The sequence below is a fragment of the Peptoniphilus sp. oral taxon 836 str. F0141 genome, from assembly GCF_000179335.1.
Lineage (GTDB): Bacteria > Bacillota > Clostridia > Tissierellales > Peptoniphilaceae > Peptoniphilus_A > Peptoniphilus_A lacrimalis.
In genome coordinates this window covers 1-26,752 of the sequence record NZ_AEAA01000068.1, presented here as the reverse complement: position 1 = coordinate 26,752, position 26,752 = coordinate 1, and the positions used below count along the sequence as shown (strand labels likewise).

Annotated in this window: 25 protein-coding genes and 3 pseudogenes; 26 read left to right on the top strand and 2 right to left on the bottom strand. The window is 30.3% G+C overall.

What is annotated here, in order from left to right; all coding sequences use genetic code 11:
* Positions 1 to 3 precede the first annotated feature (3 nt).
* The 6 genes from HMPREF9131_RS03200 to HMPREF9131_RS03175 all read left to right on the top strand — a co-directional run bounded on the left by HMPREF9131_RS03200 (position 4) and on the right by HMPREF9131_RS03175 (position 6,409).
* Positions 4 to 1,611 carry a CTP synthase gene (locus tag HMPREF9131_RS03200; RefSeq protein WP_009345311.1) on the top strand — a complete coding sequence of 536 codons (1,608 nt, stop codon included), beginning with the start codon at positions 4 to 6 and terminating at the stop codon, positions 1,609 to 1,611.
* A gap of 250 nt (positions 1,612 to 1,861) precedes the next feature.
* Positions 1,862 to 3,028, top strand: coding sequence for an ABC transporter substrate-binding protein (locus tag HMPREF9131_RS03195; protein ID WP_009345312.1), 1,167 nt, complete (start codon positions 1,862 to 1,864; stop codon positions 3,026 to 3,028).
* A 41-nt stretch (positions 3,029 to 3,069) separates the two neighbouring features.
* Entirely contained in the window at positions 3,070 to 3,957 is an 888-nt protein-coding gene (locus tag HMPREF9131_RS03190) for a branched-chain amino acid ABC transporter permease (RefSeq protein ID WP_009345335.1), read from the top strand.
* 2 nt (positions 3,958 to 3,959) lie between these two features.
* Positions 3,960 to 4,955: a branched-chain amino acid ABC transporter permease gene (locus HMPREF9131_RS03185; protein WP_009345307.1), complete on the top strand. Its 996-nt coding sequence runs from the start codon at positions 3,960 to 3,962 to the stop codon at positions 4,953 to 4,955.
* Positions 4,948 to 5,721 carry an ABC transporter ATP-binding protein gene (locus tag HMPREF9131_RS03180; protein WP_004824447.1) on the top strand — a complete coding sequence of 258 codons (774 nt, stop codon included), beginning with the start codon at positions 4,948 to 4,950 and terminating at the stop codon, positions 5,719 to 5,721. The genes HMPREF9131_RS03185 and HMPREF9131_RS03180 overlap by 8 nt, the downstream gene beginning before the upstream one ends.
* A complete protein-coding gene (locus HMPREF9131_RS03175; RefSeq protein WP_009345299.1) occupies positions 5,714 to 6,409 on the top strand; it encodes an ABC transporter ATP-binding protein in 696 nt (231 codons plus the stop codon). The genes HMPREF9131_RS03180 and HMPREF9131_RS03175 overlap by 8 nt, the downstream gene beginning before the upstream one ends.
* A gap of 188 nt (positions 6,410 to 6,597) precedes the next feature.
* Here the strand turns inward: HMPREF9131_RS03175 and HMPREF9131_RS03170 are convergent, their stop codons facing one another.
* Positions 6,598 to 7,560 (bottom strand): L-lactate dehydrogenase, encoded by a 963-nt coding sequence (locus HMPREF9131_RS03170; RefSeq protein WP_004824449.1) that lies wholly within the window; start codon positions 7,558 to 7,560, stop codon positions 6,598 to 6,600.
* A gap of 126 nt (positions 7,561 to 7,686) precedes the next feature.
* Here HMPREF9131_RS03170 and HMPREF9131_RS03165 point away from each other — a divergent pair, with 126 nt between their 5' ends.
* From HMPREF9131_RS03165 to mgtE, 9 genes and pseudogenes are all read left to right on the top strand, one after another.
* Entirely contained in the window at positions 7,687 to 8,211 is a 525-nt protein-coding gene (locus HMPREF9131_RS03165; RefSeq protein ID WP_009345313.1) for a GNAT family N-acetyltransferase, read from the top strand.
* Between the two features lie 80 nt (positions 8,212 to 8,291).
* Positions 8,292 to 8,795, top strand: a complete 504-nt coding sequence (locus tag HMPREF9131_RS03160; RefSeq protein ID WP_009345333.1) for an NUDIX domain-containing protein — start codon at positions 8,292 to 8,294, stop codon at positions 8,793 to 8,795.
* A gap of 29 nt (positions 8,796 to 8,824) precedes the next feature.
* Positions 8,825 to 10,229, top strand: a pseudogene (gene cysS / locus HMPREF9131_RS03155) (cysteine--tRNA ligase).
* Positions 10,214 to 10,627 (top strand): Mini-ribonuclease 3, encoded by a 414-nt coding sequence (locus tag HMPREF9131_RS03150; protein ID WP_009345320.1) that lies wholly within the window; start codon positions 10,214 to 10,216, stop codon positions 10,625 to 10,627. The pseudogene cysS and the gene HMPREF9131_RS03150 overlap by 16 nt, the downstream one beginning before the upstream one ends.
* A pseudogene (gene thyX, locus HMPREF9131_RS03145) lies at positions 10,624 to 11,390 on the top strand (FAD-dependent thymidylate synthase). The gene HMPREF9131_RS03150 and the pseudogene thyX overlap by 4 nt, the downstream one beginning before the upstream one ends.
* The gene (gene rlmB, locus HMPREF9131_RS03140; RefSeq protein ID WP_004824439.1) at positions 11,387 to 12,091 is read left to right on the top strand and encodes a 23S rRNA (guanosine(2251)-2'-O)-methyltransferase RlmB; all 705 of its coding nucleotides are present in this window, start codon (positions 11,387 to 11,389) and stop codon (positions 12,089 to 12,091) included. The pseudogene thyX and the gene rlmB overlap by 4 nt, the downstream one beginning before the upstream one ends.
* Entirely contained in the window at positions 12,091 to 12,618 is a 528-nt protein-coding gene (locus tag HMPREF9131_RS03135) for an NYN domain-containing protein (RefSeq protein ID WP_004824412.1), read from the top strand. The genes rlmB and HMPREF9131_RS03135 overlap by 1 nt, the downstream gene beginning before the upstream one ends.
* 10 nt (positions 12,619 to 12,628) lie before the next feature.
* Positions 12,629 to 13,006 carry a magnesium transporter MgtE N-terminal domain-containing protein gene (locus HMPREF9131_RS08625; protein ID WP_009345308.1) on the top strand — a complete coding sequence of 126 codons (378 nt, stop codon included), beginning with the start codon at positions 12,629 to 12,631 and terminating at the stop codon, positions 13,004 to 13,006.
* A gap of 7 nt (positions 13,007 to 13,013) precedes the next feature.
* Entirely contained in the window at positions 13,014 to 13,988 is a 975-nt protein-coding gene (mgtE, locus tag HMPREF9131_RS03125; protein WP_232202579.1) for a magnesium transporter, read from the top strand.
* A gap of 32 nt (positions 13,989 to 14,020) precedes the next feature.
* On the opposite strand, the gene HMPREF9131_RS03120 is transcribed toward mgtE, so the two are convergent.
* On the bottom strand, positions 14,021 to 14,263 hold the full coding sequence (locus HMPREF9131_RS03120) for a glutaredoxin (RefSeq protein WP_009345301.1): 243 nt from the start codon (positions 14,261 to 14,263) through the stop codon (positions 14,021 to 14,023).
* A 147-nt stretch (positions 14,264 to 14,410) separates the two neighbouring features.
* On the opposite strand from HMPREF9131_RS03120, the gene HMPREF9131_RS03115 reads away from it, so the two are divergent.
* The 11 genes and pseudogenes from HMPREF9131_RS03115 to HMPREF9131_RS03075 all read left to right on the top strand — a co-directional run bounded on the left by HMPREF9131_RS03115 (position 14,411) and on the right by HMPREF9131_RS03075 (position 26,675).
* Positions 14,411 to 14,773: a hypothetical protein gene (locus HMPREF9131_RS03115; RefSeq protein ID WP_009345317.1), complete on the top strand. Its 363-nt coding sequence runs from the start codon at positions 14,411 to 14,413 to the stop codon at positions 14,771 to 14,773.
* The gene (locus HMPREF9131_RS03110; protein WP_009345337.1) at positions 14,766 to 15,539 is read left to right on the top strand and encodes an alpha/beta fold hydrolase; all 774 of its coding nucleotides are present in this window, start codon (positions 14,766 to 14,768) and stop codon (positions 15,537 to 15,539) included. The genes HMPREF9131_RS03115 and HMPREF9131_RS03110 overlap by 8 nt, the downstream gene beginning before the upstream one ends.
* A gap of 3 nt (positions 15,540 to 15,542) precedes the next feature.
* Positions 15,543 to 17,075: pseudogene (gene murF / locus HMPREF9131_RS08940) on the top strand (UDP-N-acetylmuramoyl-tripeptide--D-alanyl-D-alanine ligase).
* Between the two features lie 4 nt (positions 17,076 to 17,079).
* Positions 17,080 to 18,252 (top strand): D-alanine--D-alanine ligase family protein, encoded by a 1,173-nt coding sequence (locus HMPREF9131_RS03100; protein ID WP_004824416.1) that lies wholly within the window; start codon positions 17,080 to 17,082, stop codon positions 18,250 to 18,252.
* Positions 18,249 to 18,953, top strand: a complete 705-nt coding sequence (locus tag HMPREF9131_RS08605; RefSeq protein ID WP_009345318.1) for a ribonuclease B OB domain protein — start codon at positions 18,249 to 18,251, stop codon at positions 18,951 to 18,953. The genes HMPREF9131_RS03100 and HMPREF9131_RS08605 overlap by 4 nt, the downstream gene beginning before the upstream one ends.
* Complete coding sequence (gene rnr, locus HMPREF9131_RS03095) at positions 18,880 to 20,364, top strand: ribonuclease R (protein ID WP_232202578.1); 1,485 nt, start codon at positions 18,880 to 18,882, stop codon at positions 20,362 to 20,364. The genes HMPREF9131_RS08605 and rnr overlap by 74 nt, the downstream gene beginning before the upstream one ends.
* Entirely contained in the window at positions 20,345 to 20,806 is a 462-nt protein-coding gene (smpB, locus tag HMPREF9131_RS03090) for an SsrA-binding protein SmpB (protein WP_009345329.1), read from the top strand. Before rnr ends, smpB begins: the two co-directional genes overlap by 20 nt.
* A gap of 171 nt (positions 20,807 to 20,977) precedes the next feature.
* The gene (locus HMPREF9131_RS03085; RefSeq protein WP_009345323.1) at positions 20,978 to 21,679 is read left to right on the top strand and encodes an ABC transporter ATP-binding protein; all 702 of its coding nucleotides are present in this window, start codon (positions 20,978 to 20,980) and stop codon (positions 21,677 to 21,679) included.
* A gap of 7 nt (positions 21,680 to 21,686) precedes the next feature.
* Positions 21,687 to 25,040 (top strand): FtsX-like permease family protein, encoded by a 3,354-nt coding sequence (locus HMPREF9131_RS03080; protein WP_009345322.1) that lies wholly within the window; start codon positions 21,687 to 21,689, stop codon positions 25,038 to 25,040.
* A gap of 64 nt (positions 25,041 to 25,104) precedes the next feature.
* A complete protein-coding gene (locus tag HMPREF9131_RS08600) occupies positions 25,105 to 25,713 on the top strand; it encodes an ABC transporter permease (protein ID WP_009345324.1) in 609 nt (202 codons plus the stop codon).
* Positions 25,714 to 25,847: 134 nt separating this feature from the next.
* Positions 25,848 to 26,675, top strand: a complete 828-nt coding sequence (locus HMPREF9131_RS03075; protein WP_009345316.1) for an exodeoxyribonuclease III — start codon at positions 25,848 to 25,850, stop codon at positions 26,673 to 26,675.
* The last annotated feature ends 77 nt before the right edge of the window (positions 26,676 to 26,752 follow it).

Here is a 26,752-nt window from a genome sequence, read left to right as displayed (position 1 = left end):
AATATGACAAAATATATTTTTGTAACAGGAGGAGTTGTTTCAGGAATAGGCAAGGGAATTTCTGCAGCTTCTATTGGAAGGCTTTTAAAAGATAGAGGTCTAAGCGTTTTTATGCAAAAATTTGACCCATATCTAAATATTGACCCAGGAACAATGAGTCCTTATCAACATGGAGAAGTTTTTGTAACCTATGATGGAGCAGAAACAGACCTTGACTTAGGTCATTATGAAAGATTCATTGATGAGGAACTCACTAAGGAAGCAAGCATAACTACAGGAAAGATATATTCAAAAGTTATTGCAAGAGAAAGAAGAGGAGATTATAACGGTGCAACGGTTCAAGTTATTCCTCATATAACTGATGCTATAAAAAATTCAGTTTATAAAGCTGCAAAAGAATCAAAGGCAGATGTTGTGATAACAGAAATTGGTGGAACTGTTGGAGATATTGAATCTCTACCTTTTTTAGAAGCCATTAGACAAATTCACTCAGAAAATAAAATTGAAGATGTTTTATTTGTTCATACGGTTTTAGTACCAAATATACCAGGCTCTGACGAATTAAAAACAAAACCTACCCAACATTCATTTAAGGAATTAATGTCAAACGGAATAAAGACGGATGTAATAATAATTAGATCAAACGGGGTAATAACTGAATCAATAAAAGAAAAAATTTCACTGTTTTGTGATGTTCCTATGGAGGCTATAGTTCAATCTGAAAATGCTGAGCTTATCTATGAAGTACCAATTGTTTTTCATAGGCAAGGTCTTGATGAATATATTTTAAATAAACTGGACTTAAAAAATCAAAAAAAATCTGAATACAAATGGTCCAAAATGGTAGAAAGATTTAAGAAAGCCAAGGAAGAATTAAATATAGCTCTTGTAGGAAAGTATGTTAGCCTTCATGATGCGTACTTATCAGTAACTCAAGCTTTATTTGATGCAGGATATGAAAATGGATACAAGGTAAAAATAAAATGGATAGATTCTGAAGATGTTGAAAAAGATACATCAATTTTACAAGGAGTAAATGGAATTATAGTTCCTGGTGGTTTTGGTCAAAGAGGAACTGAAGGAATGATTTTAACTTCAAAATTTGCAAGAGAAAATAAAATTCCTTACTTTGGAATCTGCTACGGTCTACAAATTGCACTTATTGACATAGCTAGAAATAAATTAGGGCTTAAAGGAGCCTCATCTACAGAAATTAATCCAGAAACACCATACCCAATAATAGATTTATTGGAAAATCAAAAATCTGTAGAGAATTTAGGAGGAACTCTAAGACTTGGTAATTTTCCATGCTCATTAGAAGAAAATACTTTGGCAAGAAAATTGTATGGTAAGGAAAAAATTGAAGAACGTCACAGACATAGGTATGAATTTAATAATGACTTCAGAGGCCTTGTAAGAAAAGCAGGGGTAGAATTTTCTGGTATAAATGAAGATTTAGATCTTGTAGAAATAATAGAGTGTAAAGACCATCCATTTTTCTTAGCTTGCCAATTTCATCCGGAATTCAAATCAAGACCTACAAAAATTCACCCATTATTTAACGGATTTATAAGAGCAAGTATTGAAAATAAAAAACAAATAAATAAATAAAAATAATTTAATTTGCAGGATTTATATCCTGCATTTTTTATTTCAAAAATATTTTATTTAAGCTCTATCGGGCTTAGTTACCAGTAAGAGGGACACTATTATCTATATAACATATTATCAATTTAAACTTTAACTCTATAAATATATAAATTAAACAGTTGAACTTTTTAAAATTTAAAAATATATCTTCTAATTGGTCAAAAATAGTGTTATAATTAGGAAAAATTTTTTTAAAAATGGGGGGAAAATTATGAAAAAGAAAATTTTATTTGCATTATTAGCCTTTATGCTAGTTTTAACAGCATGTGGTACTACTGATAATGTCAACGAAGCAAGTAAGGGCGAACAAGGAAAAGATTCGTCTGATGAAATTATTTTAAGAAGTATGGGACCAAAGACAGGAGCCGTTGCTATTTATGGAAAAACAACTGAAAACGGAATAAAACTTGCCATAGATGAAATTAATGAGGCTGGCGGAATAAATGGTAAAAAAATTAATTATGCAACTGGTGATGATAAGGGAGATTCAACTGAAGCTATGAATTTATATTCTAGATATGTTGAAGAAGGTGCTGATGGTATCATAGGTGCTGTTACATCAAAACCATCTTTGGCAATTGCTGAAAATTCACAAGAGGATAATATGCCAATTATTACCCCTACAGGAACAATGAACTCAATTACAGAAGGAAAACCTAACGTATTTAGAATTTGCTTTACAGACCCTGGTCAAGGAGTTATACTTGCAAATTTCGCTTCAAATAATTTGAAGGTAAAATCTGCAGCAGTTTTAAGAAACACTTCTTCAGACTATTCAAATGGAGTTGCTGATGCTTTCATCAAGCAAGCTAAAGAAAAAGGAATTCAAGTTGTAGCTGATGAAGGATATGGAGCTACAGATAAAGATTTTAAAGTTCAGCTTACAAATATAAAGTCAAAAAATCCTGAAGTAATACTTGTTCCAGATTATTATGAAAATGATGTTGTAATTGCAAAACAAGTTGCTGATTTAGGAATTAACGCAAAAATTCTTGGACCTGATGGATGGGATGGAGTGCTTTCAACAGTAGCACAAGGTGATGACAAAATACTTGAAAATTGTTATTTTACTAACCATTATTATGTTGATGACCAAAAAGAAGTTGTTAAGAATTTTGTTACAAATTATAGAAAAAAATACAATGAAGATCCATCTGCTTTCTCAGCCTTAGGTTATGATGCCGTTTATGTTTATAAAAATGCTTTTGAGAATGCAAAATCACTAAAGCATGAAGATGTTATAGAAGCTTTGAAAAATACTACAATTGATGGAGTTACAGGCTCACTTAAATTTGACGAGAATAATAATCCTATCAAATCTAGTGCAATCTTAACTATAAAAAACGGACAATATGTTTTAGATTCATTTGTAGAATAATAAAAAGTGGGCAGGTTTACTGCCCTTTTTTTGGAGGTATTATGGGATTCATATTACAAATAATAAACGGGCTTTCCCTTGGCTCAATCTATGCTCTAGTAGCTTTGGGATACACAATGGTATATGGTATTGCCTTATTAATAAATTTTGCTCATGGTGAAATAATAATGATAGGTGCTTATACTGTTGTCTTTTCAACAACATTATGTTTAGCAAAAATTGGTGCACCCTTGTGGTTATCAATTATACCAGCGGTTATTTTATGCACAATTTTAGGACTTTTCATTGAAAGGGTAGCTTACAGACCTCTAAGAAATTCTCCAAGAATTTCAAATTTAATTACAGCTATAGGCGTTTCATTATTTTTACAAAACATTGTAATGTTATTTTTTGGTGCTGGAGCTATGTCTACTCAATCTTTATTTAAAACTCAGATAGTAAAATTAGGCTCATTAGAAATTCCTTTTATTTCTCTTATAACCATAGTGATAACTGCAATTTTAACAGTAGCACTTCAATATTTTATGACTAGAACTAAGATGGGAAAAGCTTTAATTGCCACATCTGAAGATTCTAAAGCTGCACAACTTGTAGGCATAAATGTTGATAATGCTATGGTATTAACTTTTGGAATTGGTTCGGCTCTTGCAGGAGTTGCGGCAGTCTTATATATGGGCACTTATGCACAAGCTCAGCCTTTAATGGGTTCAATGCTTGGAATAAAAGCTTTTACAGCCGCAGTTATTGGTGGAATAGGTTTAGTTCCAGGTGCAGTTATAGGTGGACTATTACTTGGAATAGTTGAAGCTTTGACACGTGCTTATCTATCATCAAAACTTGCAGATGCTATTGTATTTTCCATTCTTATAATTGTACTTTTAATTAAACCAACAGGTCTTTTAGGGAAAAATGTAAAGGAAAAGGTGTAAGTATGAATAGAAAAAATATATTAACTTATATATTAGCTTTTTTACTTTTAATAGGTCTTTATGGAATAATTTTATTTTTAAATAGACAAGGAATTGTAAATAGATATTCATTAACTGTTTTGAGAATGGTCGCTATTAACATAATTTTAGCTACATCTTTAAATATAACAGTAGGTAACTTGGGTCAAATCACCCTTGGTCATGCTGGATTTATGTCAATTGGTGCATATAGTGCAGCTTTATTTGCAAAATCAGCTATTGTTCCAGGAATGGCAGGATATATATTGAGCCTTTTCTTTGGTGGATTCGTTGCATTTATTTTTGGAATTATTATTGGTTTACCTGCCTTAAGATTAAAAGGAGATTATTTAGCTATTGTAACTCTTGCCTTTGGTGAAATTATAAGAGTTTTGATAGAATATTTTAATTTTACAGGTGGAGCACAAGGTTTAAGCGGCATTCCAATGATGAAAAGTTTTGATATCATCTATGTAATCATGATAATATGCGTAACCTTAATGTATTCTGTCATGACAACTAGACATGGCAGGGCGGTCTTATCTATAAGAGAAGATGAAATAGCATCTGAAGCATCTGGCATAAATGTAACATTTTACAAAACTTTTGCTTTTTCACTTTCAGCTTTTTTTGCTGGTCTTGCTGGAGCCATTTATGCACAAAATATTGGGGTAATTGATGCTAAAATTTTTGACTATAACAAATCTTTCGATATTTTAGTTATGGTTGTACTAGGAGGTATGGGTTCTTTTACCGGTTCTGTAATTTCAGCAACAGTTCTTACTATAATTCCTGAAATTTTGAGGTCATTTGCATCATATAGAATGGTAATTTACTCATTAGTATTGATAGTTATGATGATATTTAGACCAGTTGGTTTGTTGGGAAGAAAAGAATTCTCACTTCATAAAGTTTTTGATATTATAACTAGCTCGGATAAGAGAAAATTTTTAAGAGCGAAGGGTGATGAACATGAATAAAGTTTTGGAATGCAAAGATGTAGGTATAGAATTTGGTGGTTTAAAGGCTGTAAATAAATTTAACCTTACAATAGAAAAAGGAGAACTTTTAGGTCTTATAGGTCCTAATGGTGCAGGAAAAACTACTGTTTTTAATATGATCACAGGTGTTTACAATCCAACAGAAGGAGAAATTTTTCTTAACGGTTCAAAAATAAGCGGTTTGGGAGTTTATAAAATTGTAAAAATGGGAATAGCCAGAACTTTTCAAAATATAAGGCTTTTTCAAAAGATGACTGTGCTTGAAAATGTAAAAGTTGCATCTAATAGACAGATGTCTTATGGAGTTTTTACTGGGATGTTTAGACTTCCAAAATATTGGAAAGAAGAAAATGAAATCAATGAAAAAGCAATTGAAATGCTTAAAATATTTGATTTAGACAGATATTGGTCATTACCTGCTGAATCCTTATCTTATGGTCAACAAAGAAAACTTGAAATTGCAAGAGCAATGGCAACAAAACCATCTCTTCTATTATTAGATGAACCAGCAGCAGGCATGAATCCGAAAGAAACTGAAGAATTGATGGAAACCATTAATTTAATAAGAGATAAATTTAACATAACAATATTGTTAATAGAACATGATATGAAACTTGTTCTTGGAATATGTCAAAGACTTATGGTATTAAACTATGGTCAAATCTTGCATCAAGGAGATCCAAAAGAAGTAATTAATAATCCTAAAGTTGTAGAAGCTTATTTGGGAGGTGTCAGAGGTGCTTAAGGTAAATAAATTAGATGTATATTATGGAAATATTCATGCTATAAAAGAAATCAATTTTCACGTAGAAGAGGGAGAAACAATATGCCTTGTTGGTGCAAATGGTGCAGGTAAAACCACAACCTTGCAAAGCATATCAGGTTTAATCCCTAAAAGTGGAAAATTAGAATTTATGGGAAAAAATATTTCAAAATTAAAAGCTAATCAAATTACAGCACTTGGTATTGCACAAGTTCCAGAAGGAAGAAGAGTATTTACTGGTCTTTCAGTTTATGATAATTTGCATCTAGGTTCTTTTTTAATAAAGGAAGATAATACAAAAATTTTAAATAGAATTTATCAAATGTTCCCAATACTAGAAGAAAGAAAAAATCAGTTAGCAGGAACTTTATCTGGTGGAGAACAACAGATGCTTGCTATGGGTAGAGCTTTAATGTCAAGACCTAAACTTTTACTTCTAGATGAACCTTCCATGGGTCTTTCACCCTTATATGTTGAAAAAATTTTCAAAGTAATAGAAATGTTAAGAGAAGAAAAAATTACTATGCTGTTAGTTGAACAAAATGCAAATCTAGCACTTGAAGTATCTGATAGGGCCTATGTATTAGAAACAGGAAAAATTGTAAAAGAAGGTAGCGCTAAAGAACTTAAGAATGACCCAACAATAAAAACAGCATATTTAGGAGAATAAGTTTAAGATTATTAATCTTTTAGGTTAATAATCTTTTTTTTGAGAATAGTTTTAGAAAAAATTAATTTCAAAATACTGGTACAAATTTGATATTAAAAATATAAATAAGTCAAATAAAATCTATAATAAAAATGGGACAATCCCATAGGAAAGTCCCAAATTTAAAATTATTAATTTTTGAATTTTAATTAGTTTTCTCTAACTTTTGCCATTCCCTTATCTTGAACTTCTTTTAAAGCCTTAAAAGATTTTTCCATAAGTTCTTTTTCTTTTTCATCAAGTTCAACTTCAATTATTTTTTCTATTCCGTTACGTCCAATAACACAAGGTGTTCCCATATAAACTCCACTTAAGCCGTATTCACCTTCAAGGCAAGCACCAACTGTTATTATAGAATGAGAATCTTCAATAATATGTCTACAAATTCTAGCTAAAACAGTGGCAACTCCGTAATAAGTTGCACCTTTATTTTCAATGATTCTGTAAGCAACGTCACGAACATTTGTATAAATTTTTTCTTTTGCAGCTTCTAAATCATCAGTTTTTTCTGCAATCCATTCAGTAGCTTTTTTACCGGCAATATTTGCGTTTGACCAACATGGAAAAGAAGAATCTCCGTGTTCACCCATAATATATGCTGTGATGTCACGACGATCAACACCAACAAATCTAGAAATTTCATCACAGAATCTTGCAGAGTCAAGGGATGTACCTGAAGAAATAACACGTTCTCTTGGGAATCCACTGAATTCTTTAACAGCATAAGATAAAATATCAACAGGGTTTGCTGCAACTAAGAATAATCCATCAAAGCCTGACTTCATAATATTATCTACAACATCTTTTATAATTTTTAAGTTTTTATCAACTAATTGAAGTCTTGTTTCGCCTGGTTTTTGTGGAGCACCTGATGTAATAACTACAAGATCTGCATCCTTACAGTCGCTGTAATCGGCTGAATAAATAAGTTTTGTAGAATTGTATGTTAAAACAGGATTTAAATCCATTGCATCGCCAATAGTTTTTTTCTTATTGATGTCAATAATTCCTAATTCTCTACCTAGCCCCTTTAAAGTCATTGCAAAAGCAAAGCTTGAACCTACAGAGCCATCTCCAACTAAAATTACTTTAAAATTTGGGTTTTTAATCATCTTTTATACCTCCTAATGTTGCGAGATAATTATACCCTTATTGATTGATTTCGTCAAAAGGATTTTATAAAATATTATAAAACATTATATTACTATAAAATTTTATTATATATAAGAGGTGTATATATGGAAAAACTTTATTGCCAAAGGCTTATTTTAAGACTGCCAATTCCTGATGATGCTTATGATTTATATGAATATGGAAAAGATGACCAAGTGACAAAATTTTTGACTTGGGATTCTTATAAAAGTGTTAAAGATGCTGAAGAAATTTTAAAAATTTTCTCAGTTCAAGATGAAAAAGTGCCAAGATTTGCTATATATCACAAGGAAGATAAAAAAGTAATAGGAATTATTGAAGGAAGGATTAGACAAACAAATTCAAAAGATAGGTGTGCAGAGCTTGGATATGCTTTAAATAAAAATTATTGGTCCAAGGGTTATATGACTGAAGCTTGCAAAGAATTTATAAAATATTTATTTGAAAAGAAAAATATTCACAGAATAGAAGCCATGGCTGATGTGAGAAATATTGCATCACAAAAAGTTATGGAAAAATGCTTAATGACTTATGAAGGAACTTTGAGAGAATTATTTTTTAGAAAGGGTCAGTATGTGTCTTTTAAAATTTATTCAATCTTACAAGCTTAGAAAGAAAAAGTGAGGGTCTGTTAATAATTATCTTTAATTAAAAGTCTATATAGTGTAAAATAATTATGAGGAGATGAACCTTGGAGTATTGGGATCTTTATAATAAGAAGGGAAAATTAAAGCATAAAGTAATAAAAAAAGGTATGCCCATGAGAAAGGGCCAGTATCATTTGATATCTGAAGGTTGGATTTATAGGTCTGATAAAAAATTTATTATTCAGAGAAGATCTTTAGAAAAATCGAGTTTTCCTGGTATGTGGTATTGCTCTGCAGGTGGTTCCTGCATCAGTGGGGAAACTAGCAAAGAAGGAATGAAAAGAGAATTTTTTGAGGAGCTGGGTATAGATATACCTATTGAAGATATTAGGCTAAAAAGGATAGTTACCGGCAAAAATTTTATTTTTCATATTTTCTTAGTTAGAAAAGATATAGATTTAGAAGATTTAACTTTGCAAAAAGAAGAGGTCATGGATGTGGCTCTAGCTACAGAAGAAGAAATTTTCCAAATGATAGACAAGAAAATTTTTATTTCTTTATCTTATTACAAAGATTTTTTTGACAAAATTAAAAATAATCGTCTCTAATTGAGGCGTTTTTTTATAGGAGGAAATTTATGAAGCTTTTTAATTCTTTGACTGGTAAAAAAGAAGAATTTTATCCAATTAATAGTGGAAAAGTAACAATGTATAATTGCGGACCTACTGTCTATAATTATATTCACGTTGGAAATGCAAGACCTATTGTTGTTTTTGACACTCTTAGAAGATATTTTCTATATAAAGGTTTGGATGTAAAATTTGTGCTTAACTTTACAGATATAGATGATAAGATAATTAACCGTGCCAATGAAGAGAACAAAACAACTGAACAAATAGCTGAAAAATATATAGAAGAGTTTAAAAAAGATGCAAGTGCCCTTGGTCTTTATGATTACCAAACAATAAATCCTCGTGCTACTCATGTTGTAGATCAGATGATTAGTTTTATACAAACTTTAATAGACAAGGGTGCAGCTTATGTTTCATCAGGTGATGTTTATTTTGATGTGAATTATGACAAGGAATATGGCAAACTTTCAGGAAAAAAGATTGAAGATTTAAGAGCGGGTTCTCGTGTAGATGTTTCAGATTTAAAAAGAAATCCTTATGACTTTGCTCTTTGGAAAAATAAGAAAGAAAATGAGCCATATTGGAAAGCTCCATGGGGAGAAGGAAGACCAGGTTGGCATATTGAATGTTCAGTCATGGCAAAAACACTTTTAGGAGATACTATAGATATCCACACAGGTGGCGAAGATTTAAAATTTCCTCACCATGAAAATGAAATTGCCCAATCTGAAACGTGTAATGATGCACCTTTTGCAAGATTTTGGCTTCACAATGGAATGATAACTGTAAATAACGAAAAGATGAGTAAATCAAAGGGAAACTTTTTTTACAGTTAGAGAAGTGTCAAAAGAATATGATTTAGAAATACTTAGATTTTTCCTTCTTACAACTTCTTATAGGGCACCAATTAATTTTTCAAGGGAAGTCATGAATCAAACAAAAAATGCACTTGAAAGGCTTTATAATGCTAAATATAAACTTGAAAAAGACATTGAACTTTCAAAAGAAAGAGCTTTGACAGAAGATGAAAAGAAAATAGAAGAAAAATTCCAAACTCATAGACAAAGCTTTGAAAAAGCTATGGAAGATGATTTAAATACCGCAGATGCCATTACAGCTATATTTGATTTAGTTAAAGATATAAATGTTAATTTAGATGAAAATTCTGCAAAAAAATTATTGGAAGAAGGAATGTCTTTATTAAAAACTTTGACTAAAATTTTGGGTATCATGGAAAGAGAAAAAAATTGTGATGATTTAGATGAAGAAATTTTAAATCTTATCAAAGAAAGAGAAGATGCACGAAAAAATAAGGACTTTAAAAGAGCTGATGAGATTAGAGATGAATTGTTAGAAAAGGGTATAGAAATTAAAGATACCAGAAAGGGTATTGAGTGGAAAAGACTTTAAAAGACTTTTTAGCTTTTGGTAAAATTTGTGATGAAAAGTCCATAAAAGAGCTAAATTCTCTAGCCCTAGCCTATGTGGGAGATGCAGTTTTTGAGCTTTTAGTGAGAACTATGGTTTTAAAGGGAAATATCCCCGCCCATAAACTTCATACTAAAAGTATAAAATATGTTCAGGCAAAGGGTCAAAAAGAATTGATAGAAAAAGTTTTGCAAAGCCTGAGTGAAGAAGAATTGGGCGTGTATAATAGGGGTAAAAATTCTAAACCTCATACTGTTGCAAAAAATCAAACACTTGGCGACTACATGGAAGCGACGGGTCTTGAGGCTCTTTTCGGATATTTATATTTACTTGATAGGCTTGATAGACTGGTAGAAATTTTTGGGGAGATGATAAATTGAAGGTAAAAATAATTGCTCATACTGAATTTCCTGAAGAAACTATAGCGAAAAGTGCCAAACTTTGTTATTCAAGAGTGGGTGTAGATGAGATTTCAGAAAAACTAGATGAAGATTCTACAAATAAATTTTTAAATATGCTTATGGGTTTTTCTCATATGTCACCTCTTGAACATGCATCTTTTACCTTTGCAGTAGAAGGAGTATCAAGAACTTTGACTCATCAACTTGTAAGGCACAGAATTGCTTCATACTCTCAACAATCTCAAAGATATGTAAGATTAAATCATTTTGAGTATATAGTTCCACCACAAATTGAAAAAATCCCAAGGCTAAGGAAATTTTTATCAGGACTATGGAAGAAGATCAAAAAGCCTATGATGATTTAGTGGAAATTTTAATTGAAGAAAATTCAAAAGAATATATAGAGATGGGACTTGACAAGGATAAGGCAAGAAAAAAAGTTGAAAAACAATCAATAGAAGATGCCAGATATGTTTTCCCTAATGCTTGTGAAACAAAAATTGTTTTTACAATGAATGTAAGGACCCTTTTACACTTCTTATCACTTAGATGTTGCAATAGGGCTCAGTGGGAAATAAGACAGATGGCTACAGAAATGCTTAGACAGTTAAAAGAGATTTCTCCAATTTTGTTTAAGAATGCAGGACCAGGTTGTGTTTATGGACCTTGTCCAGAAGGAAAAATGACTTGTGGAAAAGCAAAAGAAGTCAGAGAATTTTTTAAGAATTTAGGTGAAAAATGAGTTACATTTACGGAAGAGGACCTGTTATAGAGGCCTTAAAAAATAATAAAGTAGATAAAATTTATTTAGCCTCTCATGAAGGCTCAATCATTAAAATAAAGGCTATGGCAAAAGAAAAAAAAGTTCTAATCTCAAGCCTTTCAAAGGATAGGCTAGACAAAATGGCTCCAGGAAAAAATCATCAGGGAGTCGTGGCTCTTGTGAGCGGTTATGAATACAAAGATTTTCAAGAATTATTGGATGAAAATAAGGACAAAAAAGAATTTCGTCTATTAATTTTAGATAAGATGGAAGATCCCCACAATTTAGGAGCCATAGCAAGAAGTGCCTTATTTTTTAATTTTGACGGAATAATTATCCCAAAACATAGGGAAGCCTTAGTTAATGATACTGTTTATAAAACTTCTCAAGGGGCAGTTGATAATGTAAATATATGTCAGGTTACAAACCTAAGCCAAACTATAGAAAAATTAAAAAAAGCAGGTTTTTGGATTTATGCAGCTCTTCTTGAAGGAGATAATATAAAAGATGTAGATTTTTCAGGTAAAGTTGCCATAATCATAGGAAATGAAGGAAAGGGAATAAGCGATAATTTAATAAAAGCTTCAGATTTTAAGGTAAAAATTCCGAATTTATCAGAATTTGATTCTCTAAATGCTTCTGTTGCAGCAGGAATAATTATGTATGAAGTGATAAGGTAATGTATAGAATTAGGTATGAAAAAGATAAAAATTATCTATTTGTAGATGCTTATAATATGATAAATTTTTGGCCGGATTTAGTTAAACTAAAGGATATAAATCTTGAAGATTCAAGAATTTGTTTTATAGATAAAATGATTGAATTTTCTCATTTTACTAAAGAAAAGATAATTCTTGTCTTTGATGCCTATTTAGTTAAGGGTTCTGGTGGAAAAATTTATAAAAAAGATGGTATAGTTATTGTTTTTACTAAGGAAAATGAGAGGGCAGACCATTATATTGAAAGAGAGCTTGATATGATAGGCAGACTTAGAAATGTTAGAGTTGCCACATCTGATGCTACAATTCAAGAAATTATTCTTTCAAGGGGAGGCACAAGAATTTCTGCAAGAGAACTTTTAGCAGAGGTTGAAAACTCAAAAAAAGTGACCAAAAATCTACAGAAAAAACTCAAAGAAAAAAATTTATCTTCCTTTGATAAGAATGATATAAAAAAACTTAAAGATTTAAAAAATAATTTAAAGTAGGTGATGTGAAATGAATTATCAAGAATATGCAGAATATAGAGAAAAATTCGTTGAGATGGTAGATGAGAAAAGACTTACTGAACTTAAAAATATTCTAGCAGACTTGAATGTAGTTGACACCGCTGAAATAATTGAAGATATGGAAGATACTTATCTTTTAATTTGTTTCAGAATGTTGGCTAAAGAAAAGGGTGCTGAAGTATTCTCTTTTATGGAACCCTATGACCAAAAGAGAATAATAAATAAGATTAATAACAGCGAGCTTGAAGAAATCCTAGATGAACTTGATTTTGATGATATGATTGATATCTTGGAAGAAATGCCTGCTAATGTTGTTACAAAAGTTCTTCAGAAATCAACTCCAGAAGAAAGAACAGAAATAAAGTAAATTTTTGATGTATGATAAAAATTCAGCCGGTTCCATAATGACCATAGAATATGTGTCTTTAAAAAGAGATTGGACTGTAGCAGAAGCCTTAGATCATATAAAAGAATTTGGAAAAGATAAAGAAATTATTTATACCTGTTATGTAGAAAGTGAGTATAAGCAATTGTTAGGATTTGTTTCCTTAAGAACTCTTGTGGTGGCGGATAAGGATGCTTTGATAAATGATATTATGGAAACTGATCTGGTTTACTTTTCTACATCTGATGATAAGGAAGAAGTTGCTCAAGCTTTCACAAGATATGGTTATATAGCAATTCCTGTTGTAGATAGAGAGCATAGACTTTGTGGTATTATAACATTCGATGATGTTATGGATATTGTTGAAGATGAAGCGACAGAAGATATTCACAAGATGGCAGCTATTAATCCATCTGAAGACGAATATTTAGACCAAACTCCATGGCAACTGGCAAAAAATAGAATACCATGGCTTCTTATTCTTATGATTTCTGCAACATTAACTTCGGGGATAATTACAAAATATAATTTTATTTTGAGTCAGTTTTTGATTTTGTCCTCATTTATACCAATGATAACAGACACAGGAGGAAATTCAGGTTCTCAATCATCAACAGTAGTAATAAGAGCAATAGCTACTGGAGAAATTGGATTAAGGGATGGAGTTGCTGTAATATTTAAAGAATTTAGAGTTGGTGTAATTTGTGGCGTTGTGCTTTCAGCAGTGAATTTTTTAAGATTATTGATCTTTACACAGGCTGATATAAAAATTTCGTTTTTAGTTTCTTTAACTATTTTATGTACAGTAATTCTTTCAAAATTAATGGGAGCAATTCTTCCATTATTTGCTGAAAGAATTAATCTCGACCCTGCCATTATGGCATCGGCTTTAATAACAACTATTATTGACTCTGTAGTTTTAGTTATTTATTTTGGCTTAGCATCAATTATACTTGGAATATAAAATAACCCGGCACTTAGCCGGGTTTTGATGATTTATTTATTAAACTTATCCTTTAAGTAGGAAATAATATCTAATGATTCGTAAAGAGCTTCTTCACCGATAAATAGACAAGGAACTTGTTTTTTACCACCATTTTCTATTAAGTAGTTGCGAGCTTCTTTATCCTTATCAATATTAATTAATTCCACACCACTGATGTTATTTTTTTCAATGTAGTCTTCAACTTTTTTGCAAAAGGGGCAGGTAGTGCCAACAAATAATCTTAAGTTTTCCAAAAAAATCCCTCCTTAATAAATTATTACCCAAGAAAAGCACTTTTAAAAAAGTATTATCTAAGGACTTACTTAAAACTTTTATGGAAACACAAATATTTTAATTACTTATATTTTTTGGTATAATAGCCTTTGATAAGGGGTGATTTTTTGAGTTTTTTAGACAATTTTCAAACAAACTTAGATGAAATAAGAAATAATTTAAATATTATAACAAAAAGATTTTCACAAAACACAAGAGAGATACGAGATATAGCAAAAATTAAGTTAGAGATTATAAAAGAAAAGAAAAATTTAAACAATTTATACAAAGAATTGGGAACACATCATTACAAGCTATATAAAAATTTGGAAACCACCCTTAATGAAGATAATCAAATTGTAAAAATAGATATTTCTCTAGCAAGAATTAAATCTTTAGAAGATTCTATAAAAAGTCAAGGAAAAGACTCTATAGATTCAGGGACTTCTGGCTTATATATAATGGATAATAAAAAAGATAATGATGAATAATATAAAAAAATCTTTTGTAAAAATTAAAAATATTGATACAGCCTACATTAAAAGGCAGGGCGGAGAAAAAGTTGCCCTTGTTCTACATGGATGGGGAGCAAATATAGAATCTGTTATGCCTATAATTAATTCTATACCACCTTCTTATACAGTCTATGCTTATGACGGACCGGGTTTTGGAGATAGTGAGAATCCGGATTATGTATATGGAACTTATGATTATTATGAATTTTTGAAAGAATTTTGTAGGCAATTTGATATCAAAAAGGCAAGTTTCATAGGTCATTCTTTTGGGGGCAAAACTTTAACGATTTTAGGTTCAAGAGATAAAGATTTAGTGGAAAAACTCATCTTAATTGATGCCTCAGGAATTATCCCTAAAAGAAAACTTTCATATTATGTTAAGGTATATACTTTTAAAACTTTAAAAAAATTATATTTATTGACCCATAAAAATGACAAAAATGCTTTGGAAAAATTTTATAAAAATCACGGCTCTGATGATTATCAAAATTCCCAAGGTATTATGAGAAAAGTTTTTGTAAAAGTGGTGAATGAATCGACTTTAAAAGAGCTATCTGCAATAAAAGCCCAAACTCTTTTACTTTGGGGAGATAAGGACGATGCCACACCTCTTTATATGGGAAAAATTTTTGAAAAAGGAATAGAAAACTCTGGCCTTGTGGTTTTAAATGGTGGTCATTTTTCATATATTGATGATTTTGGAACTTTTAGGGCTGTAATTAATTCATTTTTAGGAGAATAGGAAATGATAATATTTTATTTGTGTGAATTTATAATTATATGTATTGGCTTATATTTTTCTTATTACAGGAGCAATTATCCAATTCACATGTTGCAACTTGAAGGTTATGATAATAAGGAATACAAAAATTGGATAAGGGAAAATAAAGACCATGTTAGTAAATTTTTCTACAGCAAAAATTATAAGTCAAAAACTCCTTTGGTATGGACTGACAGGGCAAAAAGACTTTTAAAGACTCACAAACTTGTAAATGTCATATGCTTTCTTATAGGGGCAATAATTACTGATATAATATATGAAAATACAAAATCTTATTTAAGCCTTATAGGACTAATAATTTTTTCACTATTGATTTATTATTTCCAATATGTTTTGTTACTGATTTCAAATGCTATAAGAAAACCCAAGGAAGAAAAAATTAATCTTGGTTTTTATCTTCAAGCTCAAGAAAAAATAAAGACCCTAAAAAAGAAAGTGGACTGAAAGTTTTAGGAATCACAGGTTCTTTTGGCAAAACATCAGTTAAATTTATCAGTGATACAATTTTAAAAGAAAAATATAGGACTAAAAATACTCCATCATCATTTAATACACCCATGGGACTTTCTAAGGTAATAAATAATGAATTAGATAAAAATCATGAAGTTTTTATTGCTGAATTAGGGGCAAAACAAAAAGGGTGAAATTGATGAAGTTGCAAAGCTTGTTTCTCCTGATATTGGAATTATTACTGCTGTAGGGCCAACTCATATGCACCTATTTAAAACTATAGAAAATATTCAAAATACCAAGTATGAATTAATTGAAGATTTACCTGAAGATGGGATTGCCATTTTTAATTATGATAATGATTATGTCAAACCATTAGCTGATAAGACAAAGAAAAAAACTTATCGTTACGGAATTAAGGATATAGAAAAACTTGATGTCTATGCAAAAGATATAAGGGTTAATGAGAAAGGTTCAACTTTTACTCTTGGCATAAAGGGATTAGGAGAAATTTCATGTTCATCAGTTCTTTTAGGAATTCATAATATTTCTAATTTGCTTGCAGGAGCAAGTGCAGCTTATGTTTTAGGTTTTAATCTAGAACAAATAAAAAATGGCATAGAGAAAGTTAAGGCTGTGGAACACAGACTAAATATTGTGCCATCACCTGCTGGATATGTAGTAATTGATGATGCCTTTAATTCCAATCCTGTAGGTTTTCGTGCCGCTCTTAGTGTTATAGATGAATTTAAAGAAGGTAAAAAAATAATTATTACACCTGGAATGGTAGAACTTGGAGCAATTGAAGAAGAGGAAAATTATAAAATTGGTATAGAAATTGCAAAAGTCTGCGATTATGTAATTCTTGTCGGACAAAAAATTTCTGCTCCGATAAAAAGAGCTTTGATAGATAATAATTTTAACGAAGATAGGATATTTACAGTAAAAAGTCTTAATGATGGCACAAGTAAATTAGTAGAAATCGCCAAAGCTGGCGATGTAGTTTTATTTGAAAATGACTTGCCTGATAATTATAACGAGGAGTGATTTTATGTTTAATGTGGCTGTAGTTTTTGGAGGAATATCTGTGGAACATGAAGTTTCAGTTATCACAGGTCTTCAAGTTATTGAAAATTTAGATAAGGAACAATTCAACCCGATTCCAATATATATATCTAAGGAAGGTAGATTTTATAGCGGTGAAATGTTAAAAGATTTCAAGACCTATAAAGAAGGAAAATATAGAGAAGCTACTGAAGTTTTTATAATTCCTCAAAAAGGAGATAGGTTTTTATATTCTACAAAGGTAGTGGGCGGAATATTTAAAAAAACCCATACAGAAAATTATATTTATGCAAGAATTGATGCAATATTTCCAGCCCTTCACGGAACTTTTGGCGAAGATGGAGCTATCCAAGGGCTTTTTGAATATATGAATATACCTTATGTAGGCTGTGGAGTTTTGGCAGGAGCCTGTGGTATGGATAAAGTTATTATGAAGGATATATTTAAAGCAAATAATATTCCTGTAGTTGATTATACTTATTTTTACAGAAGTGAGCTTAAAGATTTACAAAGTGTTCTAAAAAAATGTGAAAAATTAGGGTATCCATTAATTGTAAAACCAGCTAATCTTGGTTCTTCTATTGGCATTTCAAAAGTTAAAGATACTCTTGAACTTACTAAGGCTTTAGAAGTGGCATCAAATTATGATAAGAAAATAATAGTTGAAAAGTGCCTTACAGACCATAGAGAAATAAATGTTGCTGTTTTGGGTGACCAAGATGATTTAAAAGTTTCAGCTTGTGAAGAACCTATTACAGCAGAAGATATTTTAACCTATGGTGATAAATATGTGGGTTCATCAAAAACAAAGATGGCTTCACAAGAAAATCAAAAGAAAAAACTTCCTGCAGATTTGTCAAAAGAAGTGCATAATAAAATCTGCCAATTGGCTAAAGAATCATTTAAGGCAATTGATGCAACAGGAGTTTCAAGAATAGACTTTTTGCTAAAAAATGATGAAGTTTATGTAAATGAAATAAATACTTTGCCGGGTTCTATTGCATTTTATTTATTTGAAGTAGAAGGATTATCTTTTAAAGATTTACTTACAAAACTCTTAGAAATTGCTATTAAACGATTTAAAGAAAAAGAAGAAAATGTGTACTCTTATGATTCAAATCTCTTTAACAAGACAAGTTATGGAGCAAAAATTAAATGATTAAAGAAAAGATTTTAGAAGTAATTAAAAATTCAAAACCTCAGACAAAAGAAGATTTGGCAAAAGTTTTTAATATAAAAAAAAGAGATAGGGAAAATTTTTATTTTTTGTTGGAAAACCTTCAAAGACAAGGCTTGGTCTTTGAAGACAAAAAAGCTAAGCTGATATTTGTAGACAACAAGACCTATTTCTTTGGGAAAATCCAAACTTCTAAAAAGGGTTTTGGATTTTTAATTACTGAAAATCTGGACGAAGATATTTATATTTCTGAAGAAAATTTAAATTTTGCCTTAAATGGCGATGATGTAATTGTAAAAAAATATAAGGATTCTTCAGGTTCAAAACCAGAAGGTAAAGTAGTTTTTATAGTCGAAAGAGTTAATCAAAAAGTTGTTGGAATTTTTCAAGCTACAAAAAATTTTGGTTTTGTAGTTGCAGATGATGCAAAATTTGCTACCGACATATATATTCCTAAAAAACGTATGAATGGAGCAAAAAATGGTCAAAAAGTTTTAGTAAAAATAGACAAATGGCCAAGCCCTGGCAAAAAACCAGAAGGAAGAGTCCTTGAAATTTTAGGTTATCCTGATGAACCACATGTAGATATTTTATCTGTGGCAAAATCACTTGATATTCCTATGGAATTTTCAAAAAACAGTAAAAAGAGAAGCAAAATCACTGGAAACTTCAGTACAAGCTGAGGAAATTAAATCTAGACTAGATCTAAGAGATAAATTAATTTTCACAATTGATGGAGCAGATTCGAAAGATTTTGATGATGCAGTAAGTCTTGAAATATTAGAAAATGGAAATTATCTTTTAGGTGTTCATATTGCAGATGTGGCTCACTATGTAAAAGAAGATAGTCCCATAGATGAAGAAGCATTTTTAAGGGGAAATTCAGTTTACCTTTTAAATAAAGTAATTCCTATGCTACCCTTTGAACTTTCAAATGGAATATGTTCATTAAATGAAGGAGTAGATAGGTTGACCCTATCTTGCATAATGGAAGTGGATAAAAAAGGTCAAGTTATTAATAAAAAAATATGCGAGTCAGTAATTAATTCTAAAAAAAGACTTGTTTATGATTATGTTTCAGATTATTTAGAGGATGGAGTATCAGATGATTCTCTGATTGGACTTGAGGAAACATTAAAAAATATGTATGAGCTTTCCAAAATTTTGCAGGAGAAAAGAAGAGAAATGGGCTCCATAGATTTTGAAGTTCCAGAGGCTTTAATTAAGGTAACAGAAGACGGATGGCCTACAGAAATTTTAAGAAGAGAGAGAAGATCTGCCAACAAATTAATAGAAGATTTTATGCTTCTTGCAAATACAACTGTTGCAGAATATTTTTTTAAGTTTGAAATCCCATTCTTATATAGAATTCACGAAAAACCAAGAGAAGAAAAAATCCAAGAATTAAATTCCTATCTTAGACCCTTAGGCTACATGGCAAATTTTGGAAGTGAAATAAAATCAAGAGATATACAAAAACTTCTAAAAAAAGTTCAGGGTAAAAAAGAAGAATTATTTATCTCAACTATGGCGTTAAGAGCTATGGCAAAGGCAAGATACTCACCCAAAAATGATATTCACTTTGGTCTTTGTTTTCAATATTATACTCATTTCACCTCTCCAATCAGAAGATATGCAGATTTGACTGTTCATAGAATAATAAAAGATTTTTTGAGAGGGGATTTGTCAAAGAATAAAGTCAAGAAATTAAAAGATGAGTTGCAAGGAATAAGTGAGCATATTTCAGCGACAGAAAGAGTTGCACAAGAAGCTGAAAGACAAGTTGAATCTATCAAAATGGCGGAATATATGTCTGATAGAATCGGCAATAAATATAATGGAATTATTTCTGGAATAACAAATTTTGGAATTTTTGTAGAATTAGAAAATTTAATTGAAGGATTAGTTTCTTACAAAACCATGAAAGGATTTTATGAATTTGACCCCGTAAATTATAGGGCGGTAGATGTTGATACAAAAAATTCTTTTGGAATTGGTGATTTAGTTACAATTAAAGTGGTAAATGTAAATTTAACTTTAGGCAAGATAGATTTTGAATTAGAAAGTGATGATAATGAAAAAGAAGAAGGCTGATGCAAATAATTTAAGTCAAAATAAAAAAGCAAGGCATGAATATTTCATAGAAGATATTTATGAAGCAGGCATAGAACTTAAAGGTACAGAAGTTAAATCAATAAGAAATGGTTCAGCTAATATAAAAGATGCTTTTTGTCAGATAAAAAATGGAGAAATGTTTATTTATAATATGCATGTCGCTCCCTATGAAGAAGGAAATATTTATAATGTTGACCCATTAAGAACAAGAAAATTACTTCTTCACAAGACAGAGATAAGAAAGCTTGAAAAAATAAAGAACCTTCAAGGTTATTCTATAATACCCTTGCGTCTATATCTAAGTAAAGGAAGAGTCAAAGCAGAAATAGCAACAGCTAAAGGTAAAAAACTATACGATAAAAGAGCGGACATGGCAAAAAAAGAAGTTCAGAAAAGATTGAGAGAAAAAATAGATTATTAATCTAAATATAAATTTTTTGAAAATTATGAGATTTGAATCATCAAGTCTCTTTTTTAATGTATAAAATTAGATTTTTAAGTGTATGGATAGTCAATATTTTCCTTTTGTCTGTTAGACTATCAGTTTAATTTTTTATAAAATTCTGTGTTATAATTAAATTAGGGTGATAATATGGCTTTTATTGAAGTTATTAATATGTCAAAGGTTTACAAAGCTGGAGAAACTTCCATTGTTGCCAATGACTCTTTGACTTTTCAGATAGAAAAAAATGAGTTTGCTATTATCTTAGGCCCCTCTGGTGCAGGTAAGTCGACTTTTCTTAATATTTTAGGGGGAATGGATAAGCCTACTGATGGGGAAATTATAGTAGACGGAAAAGAAATTTCAAAATATACAGATAGAGAATTAACTACATATAGAAGAAATGTGATGGCATTTGTTTTTCAATTTTATAATTTGATACCTAATTTAACTGCACTTGAAAATGTTGAATTAGCTACTCAAATAGTTAAAAATGCAAAGAATCCTCTTGAAGTTTTAAAATCTGTTGGTCTTGAGAATAGGATAAATAATTTCCCATCACAATTATCAGGTGGTGAGCAACAAAGGGTTTCTATAGCTAGAGCAATTTCAAAAAATCCCAAACTTTTATTATGTGATGAGCCGACCGGTGCTCTTGATTATAAGACTGGTAAACAAATTTTGACTCTTCTTCAGGATTTAACAAGAAACACTGATACTACTGTTGTTGTTATAACTCACAACAGTGCTATTGCTCCTTGTGCAGATAGGGTTATTGAGATAACAGATGCAAAGGTGAAAAATATTTCAATAAATAAAGAGCCGAAAAAAATTAGCCAAATAGAATGGTAGTGATCTTTTGAAAGCAAGTAAAAAAGATAATTTTAAAGAAATTAAAAACACTTTTTCAAGGTTTATTTCAATACTTTTGATAGTGGGTCTGGGAGTTTTTGTTTTAATAGGACTTATTTGTACAGGCCCTATAATGAGAAAGACGCTAGATAAAGCCATAAATAAATCTAATTATCAAGATATATATGTTAGTGCACCATCAGGCTTAGAAGATGAAGATATGAAAATTATTGAAAATCAAGATGGCCTTGATGAACTTGAATATGCTTATGATATTGATTTATCTATAAAGGGACGTACGGAAGTCATTAAAGTTATGAATATGCCCTTAAAGATAAATATGCCTAATATTATTGAAGGAAAGCCTCCAAGAAAAGGTCAAATTCTTTTAGACAAAAGATTAAAGGAACTCTCATATAAAATTGGAGATAAAATTTCTTTTGCAACAGAAGTTAACAAGATGGATGAAAATGAAGGGCAAAGCAAGCTTAAAAATTATAGCTATGAGGTTTCAGGCTTTTGTAATAGTCTTGATTATATAATGAACAGGACCAGAGGATATTCTCAAAGAGGTCTTGGAGAAATTCAAGGTTTTGCTTATATTGATGCTGGTGAATTTAATGATAAACCAACAATTGCTAGACTTATTTATAAAGATTCAAAAAAATATGATACTTCAGATAAAGAATATAAGAATTTAATATCTTCTAAATTTCAAAGTTTAAAAATTGATATGAGATATAGACCCTCCAACAGATTAGAAAAAATAAAGGGCAATATTTCTGATGATATAAAAAACGGCGAAGGTAAAATAGCCGATGCCAGAATGCAGCTTATAAACGCCAAGGATAAACTTGAAAGAGGCAGGAATGATTTAAAAAAAGGTCAAGACCAATATGAAAAAGGTCTAAAAGAATTTCAAAGTCAAAAAAAAGAAGGACAAGACAAGTTAACAGATTCAAAATATAAATTATCTAAGGCAAAAGGCGATTTAAATAAAGCTGATAAAGACTTAAAAGAAGGCAAGAAAAAACTTGATAATGGAAAGAAAGACCTTAACGATGCCAAAAGCCAAATTGATGAAAATAGAGAAAAATTACAAGATGGCTACAGAAAATATGAAAACGGCAAAGGTCAGCTTAAGGCGGGAGAAGAGGCTTTAAGTGAAGGTGAAAAACAGCTTGCAGATGGCAGAAAAAAACTTGATGATGGTTGGAAAAAAATTGAAGAATCAAAAATAAAACTTCAAGAAGGTAGAATAAAATACGAACAAGGCCTACAAGAATATACTGAAGGGAAAAGAAAGCTTGAAGAGTCAAAGGGAAAGATTGTTGAAACTTTCAACAAAATGGGCATATCAAATGTAAATTATGACCAAGCTCAAAGCCTAATTATTACAATGTCATCAGCCCTAGACAGATTATCTCCCTTGATAGATCAAAGTAAAGGCATTGATGAACAAATTTCTCAATCTCAAAAAAATATAGAAAACTATCAAAATCAAAAAAATAAAATTGAAGCTGATATTGAATCATTAAATAAAGAGATTGCAGACGAAAATGATGCTCAAAAAAAGCAAGAGCTTTCCAATAAATTAGAATCTTTAAAAAATCAAAAAAATCAGATAAATGCAGATTTAGCAAAAGAAAATCTTAAACTCCAAACCCTTAAAAAAACAAAGGAAGAAATTGACAAGAACTTTGCAGAACTTGATAAAATCCTTCCAGGAATAGGAAATATTGGCGATATTAATTCTATAAAGGAAAAATTATCTCAAGCTAAGGATGGAGTCGCTAAGATTCAAACAGGTGAAAAGACTTTAATTGAAGCTAAAGCTAAGCTTGACAGTTCAAAGACCCAGCTTGAAGAAGGAGAAAAACAGCTCCAAGAAGGTATAAGCGAAGCCGAGGCTGGAGAGGCTGAATATGCCAAAAATGAAGAAAAAATAAAAGATAATAGAAAAAAAATACAAGTTGGCAAAGAAGAGCTTATAAAAGCTAAAAAAGATTTAGACGAAGGAGAAAGTAAGCTTAAAAAAGGTGAAAAAGATTACGATGAAGGTCTAAAAAAATATGATGAAAATTATAATAAATATGTAGAAGGTAAAGCTAAATACGAATCTGGTAAAAAGGAGTATGATGAAGGTCAAAAGGCATTTGCTGAAGGTCAAAAAACTTTCGATAAAGAGATACAAGTTGGACAAAATAAATTAAATGATGTCAAATATAAATTATATAAAGGAAAAAAAGATTTAGCAAAGGGACAAAGCGAATTTAATGACAAATCAAAAGATGCTGAAGAAAAAATATCTAAAGCTGAAAATGATATAGATAAGGGTAAGAGATATTTAAATATTATAAAAGAACCGAGATATTCTATAAGCCCTAGATATCAGATTGTAGATGTAAATACCTATATAGATTTTTCAAAAAGAATTGATGGACTCTCTTTAATATTTCCAATATTTTTCTTTGCTATTGCACTTTTGGTTTCATTTACAACTATGACTAGAATGGTGGAAGAAGAGAGAACAATAATTGGAACTTATAAGGCACTTGGTTACACAGATAAAGAAATTTCCGAAAAATATTTTATATATGGGGCGTTGGCTTCAATAATTGGAGGATCGATCGGTGCAATTTCAGGATCTTATATATTAACCTATGTTATTGGAAATGCTTATTCTACTGATAGTATTTTTGAAGGCAATCTAATTATTAGTCCTTATCCTTTAAAAATATTATTTGCCATAATTGTTGGTTTTATTTTTACAGCCTTAGCTGCAATTTTTACAGCTAACAATTCTCTTCGTGAAAATACCGCAAGTCTATTAAGACAAAAACCTCCAAAGATAGGAAACAGAATTTTATTGGAAAGATTTCCCTTTATTTGGAAGAGAATGAGTTTTTTATTTAAGGTTACAGCAAGAAATCTTTTCCGCTCAAAGAAAAGAATGTTTATGACTGTAATTGGCATAATGGGATGCACTGCCTTATTGGTCTTGGGTTTTGGAATCAAAGGCTCAGTAGAAGATATAGAAGATTTACAATTTTCACAAATAATTAAATATGATTTAGCAATTTCTTATGATAGGGATATTGATGAGGATGATTTTAAAAACTATAAGGAATTTATAAATAATTCTTCCCTAGATAGGGGAAAGTTTTACCAAGAACAATTTACAGTGGAGTATCCTAAAATGGACCAAAGCCTTAATCTTATAGTTCCCTCTGATATTGATGAATTTTCTAAATTCTTCTCTATCAGAAATCCTAAAACAAGAAAGGCAATAAATCTAGACGGAAGAGGAGCGGTAATTTCTCAAAAACTATCTAAACTCTTGCATATAAAAAAATGGTGATATTCTAAAAATAAGAGATGCCTATGATAACGAATTTGAAGTAGAAGTAAAAGATATATGTGAAATGTATATCACTCATTATATTTTTATGAATAAGGATTATTATGAAAAAATTAAGGGCGAAAAATTTACGACAAATACTGACTTTATTAAAAATTTAAATGACAAAGAAATGAAAAATTTAAAAAACAAAGTCATAAATTATAAAGTCGTCACTTCAGTTGTGGGAGCAGATATATTCAGAAAAGCCTTGAATCAATTCCTATATTCAATAGAAAAAGTTGAAGGAATTATTGTAATAATGTCCTCACTTCTAGCTATAGTTGTTTTATACAATCTAACTAATATAAATATTGAAGAAAGGCGAAGAGAAATAGCCACAATAAAAGTTTTAGGTTTCTATGCAAAAGAAACTACAGCATATGTTTATAGGGAAACTTTTATTTTAACCTTTTTGGGAATAGTTATTGGATTAATTGTTGGTAAACTTCTTCATTATTTTATCCTGCAAATTGTAGTTCCTTACTATGTAATGTTGTCTGAACATTTAGTTGTAGTTTCCTACATTTATGCAAGCCTTATAACTTTATTTATAACAATATTTATAATGATAATCTTCCACTTCAAAATCAAAAAAATAGATATGGTAGAATCATTAAAGTCTAATGAATAAAAATAATACCCATAAAGTTTTGAGTTCTTAATAACTTTATGGGTATTACTATTCTAAGAGTTTAAAACTTTTAATTTTTTATTAATATTAGTTATAATAAATACGTATATAAATTTAGTAAAGGAGTTTTTATATTGAAATTTATTTCATGGAACATAGATTCATTAAATGCCGCTTTGACGAGTTCATCAAATAGGGCAATTTTAACAAGGGCTGTTCTTTCTTCTATTAGAGATGAAGATCCTGATTTATTTGCTGTTCAGGAAACTAAACTGCCACCTACAGGATTGTCAAAAAAGCACAAGGAAATTTTGGAAAAGGAATTTCAAGATTATTCATATGTTTATGTAACTTCCAAAGAAGAAGCAAGAAAATCTTATGCGGGAACTATGATTTTTTATAAAAAAGATTTGGAATGTAAAGCTACTTATCCTGAAATTGGAGCCCCAGGCTCAATGGATATGGAGGGAAGGATCCTTACTTTAGAGTTTAAAGATTTTTATTTCTCAACAGTTTACACTCCAAACGCTGGAGATGGTTTAAAAAGACTTTCTGATAGGCAAGTTTGGGATAAAAAATATTTAGAATATTGTCAAGAGCTTGATAAAAATAAACCATTAGTTTTGTGCGGAGATTTCAACGTAGCTCATAAGGAAATAGATCTTGCTAATCCTAACAACAATCATTTTTCTGCTGGTTTTACAGATGAAGAAAGGATGGGATTTACTAATCTTTTAGATGGAGGATTTGTTGATACTTTTAGACTGATTAATGGGGATGTTGAAGGTAAATATACTTGGTGGGCTCAAAGGATAAAGACTTCTAAAATTAATAATTCTGGTTGGAGAATTGATTATTTTCTTGTAAGTCAGAGGATAAAAGATAAGGTGAAAAAATCCCATATGATGGATTCCGGACAAAGGCAGGACCATACACCGATAATTTTGGAAATTGATTTATAAAAATATGGTTTTTGCACGAAGGGGACTGTCCTTAGACTGTCCTTTAACAATTAAAAATAAAAATATTTGTTTTTTTA

Coding starts and splice junctions, on each gene's coding strand:
- HMPREF9131_RS03135 (WP_004824412.1), top strand. CDS start 12,091: ATGTATAGAATTAGGTATGAAAAAGATAAAAATTATCTATTTGTAGAT.
- smpB (WP_009345329.1), top strand. CDS start 20,345: ATGAAAAAGAAGAAGGCTGATGCAAATAATTTAAGTCAAAATAAAAAA.
- mgtE (WP_232202579.1), top strand. CDS start 13,014: ATGTATGATAAAAATTCAGCCGGTTCCATAATGACCATAGAATATGTG.
- HMPREF9131_RS03085 (WP_009345323.1), top strand. CDS start 20,978: ATGGCTTTTATTGAAGTTATTAATATGTCAAAGGTTTACAAAGCTGGA.
- HMPREF9131_RS03185 (WP_009345307.1), top strand. CDS start 3,960: ATGAATAGAAAAAATATATTAACTTATATATTAGCTTTTTTACTTTTA.
- HMPREF9131_RS03190 (WP_009345335.1), top strand. CDS start 3,070: ATGGGATTCATATTACAAATAATAAACGGGCTTTCCCTTGGCTCAATC.
- HMPREF9131_RS08625 (WP_009345308.1), top strand. CDS start 12,629: ATGAATTATCAAGAATATGCAGAATATAGAGAAAAATTCGTTGAGATG.
- HMPREF9131_RS03200 (WP_009345311.1), top strand. CDS start 4: ATGACAAAATATATTTTTGTAACAGGAGGAGTTGTTTCAGGAATAGGC.
- rlmB (WP_004824439.1), top strand. CDS start 11,387: ATGAGTTACATTTACGGAAGAGGACCTGTTATAGAGGCCTTAAAAAAT.
- HMPREF9131_RS03195 (WP_009345312.1), top strand. CDS start 1,862: ATGAAAAAGAAAATTTTATTTGCATTATTAGCCTTTATGCTAGTTTTA.
- HMPREF9131_RS03170 (WP_004824449.1), bottom strand. CDS start 7,560: ATGATTAAAAACCCAAATTTTAAAGTAATTTTAGTTGGAGATGGCTCT.
- HMPREF9131_RS03165 (WP_009345313.1), top strand. CDS start 7,687: ATGGAAAAACTTTATTGCCAAAGGCTTATTTTAAGACTGCCAATTCCT.
- HMPREF9131_RS03180 (WP_004824447.1), top strand. CDS start 4,948: ATGAATAAAGTTTTGGAATGCAAAGATGTAGGTATAGAATTTGGTGGT.
- HMPREF9131_RS03110 (WP_009345337.1), top strand. CDS start 14,766: ATGAATAATATAAAAAAATCTTTTGTAAAAATTAAAAATATTGATACA.
- HMPREF9131_RS08600 (WP_009345324.1), top strand. CDS start 25,105: ATGTATATCACTCATTATATTTTTATGAATAAGGATTATTATGAAAAA.
- HMPREF9131_RS03100 (WP_004824416.1), top strand. CDS start 17,080: ATGTTTAATGTGGCTGTAGTTTTTGGAGGAATATCTGTGGAACATGAA.
- HMPREF9131_RS08605 (WP_009345318.1), top strand. CDS start 18,249: ATGATTAAAGAAAAGATTTTAGAAGTAATTAAAAATTCAAAACCTCAG.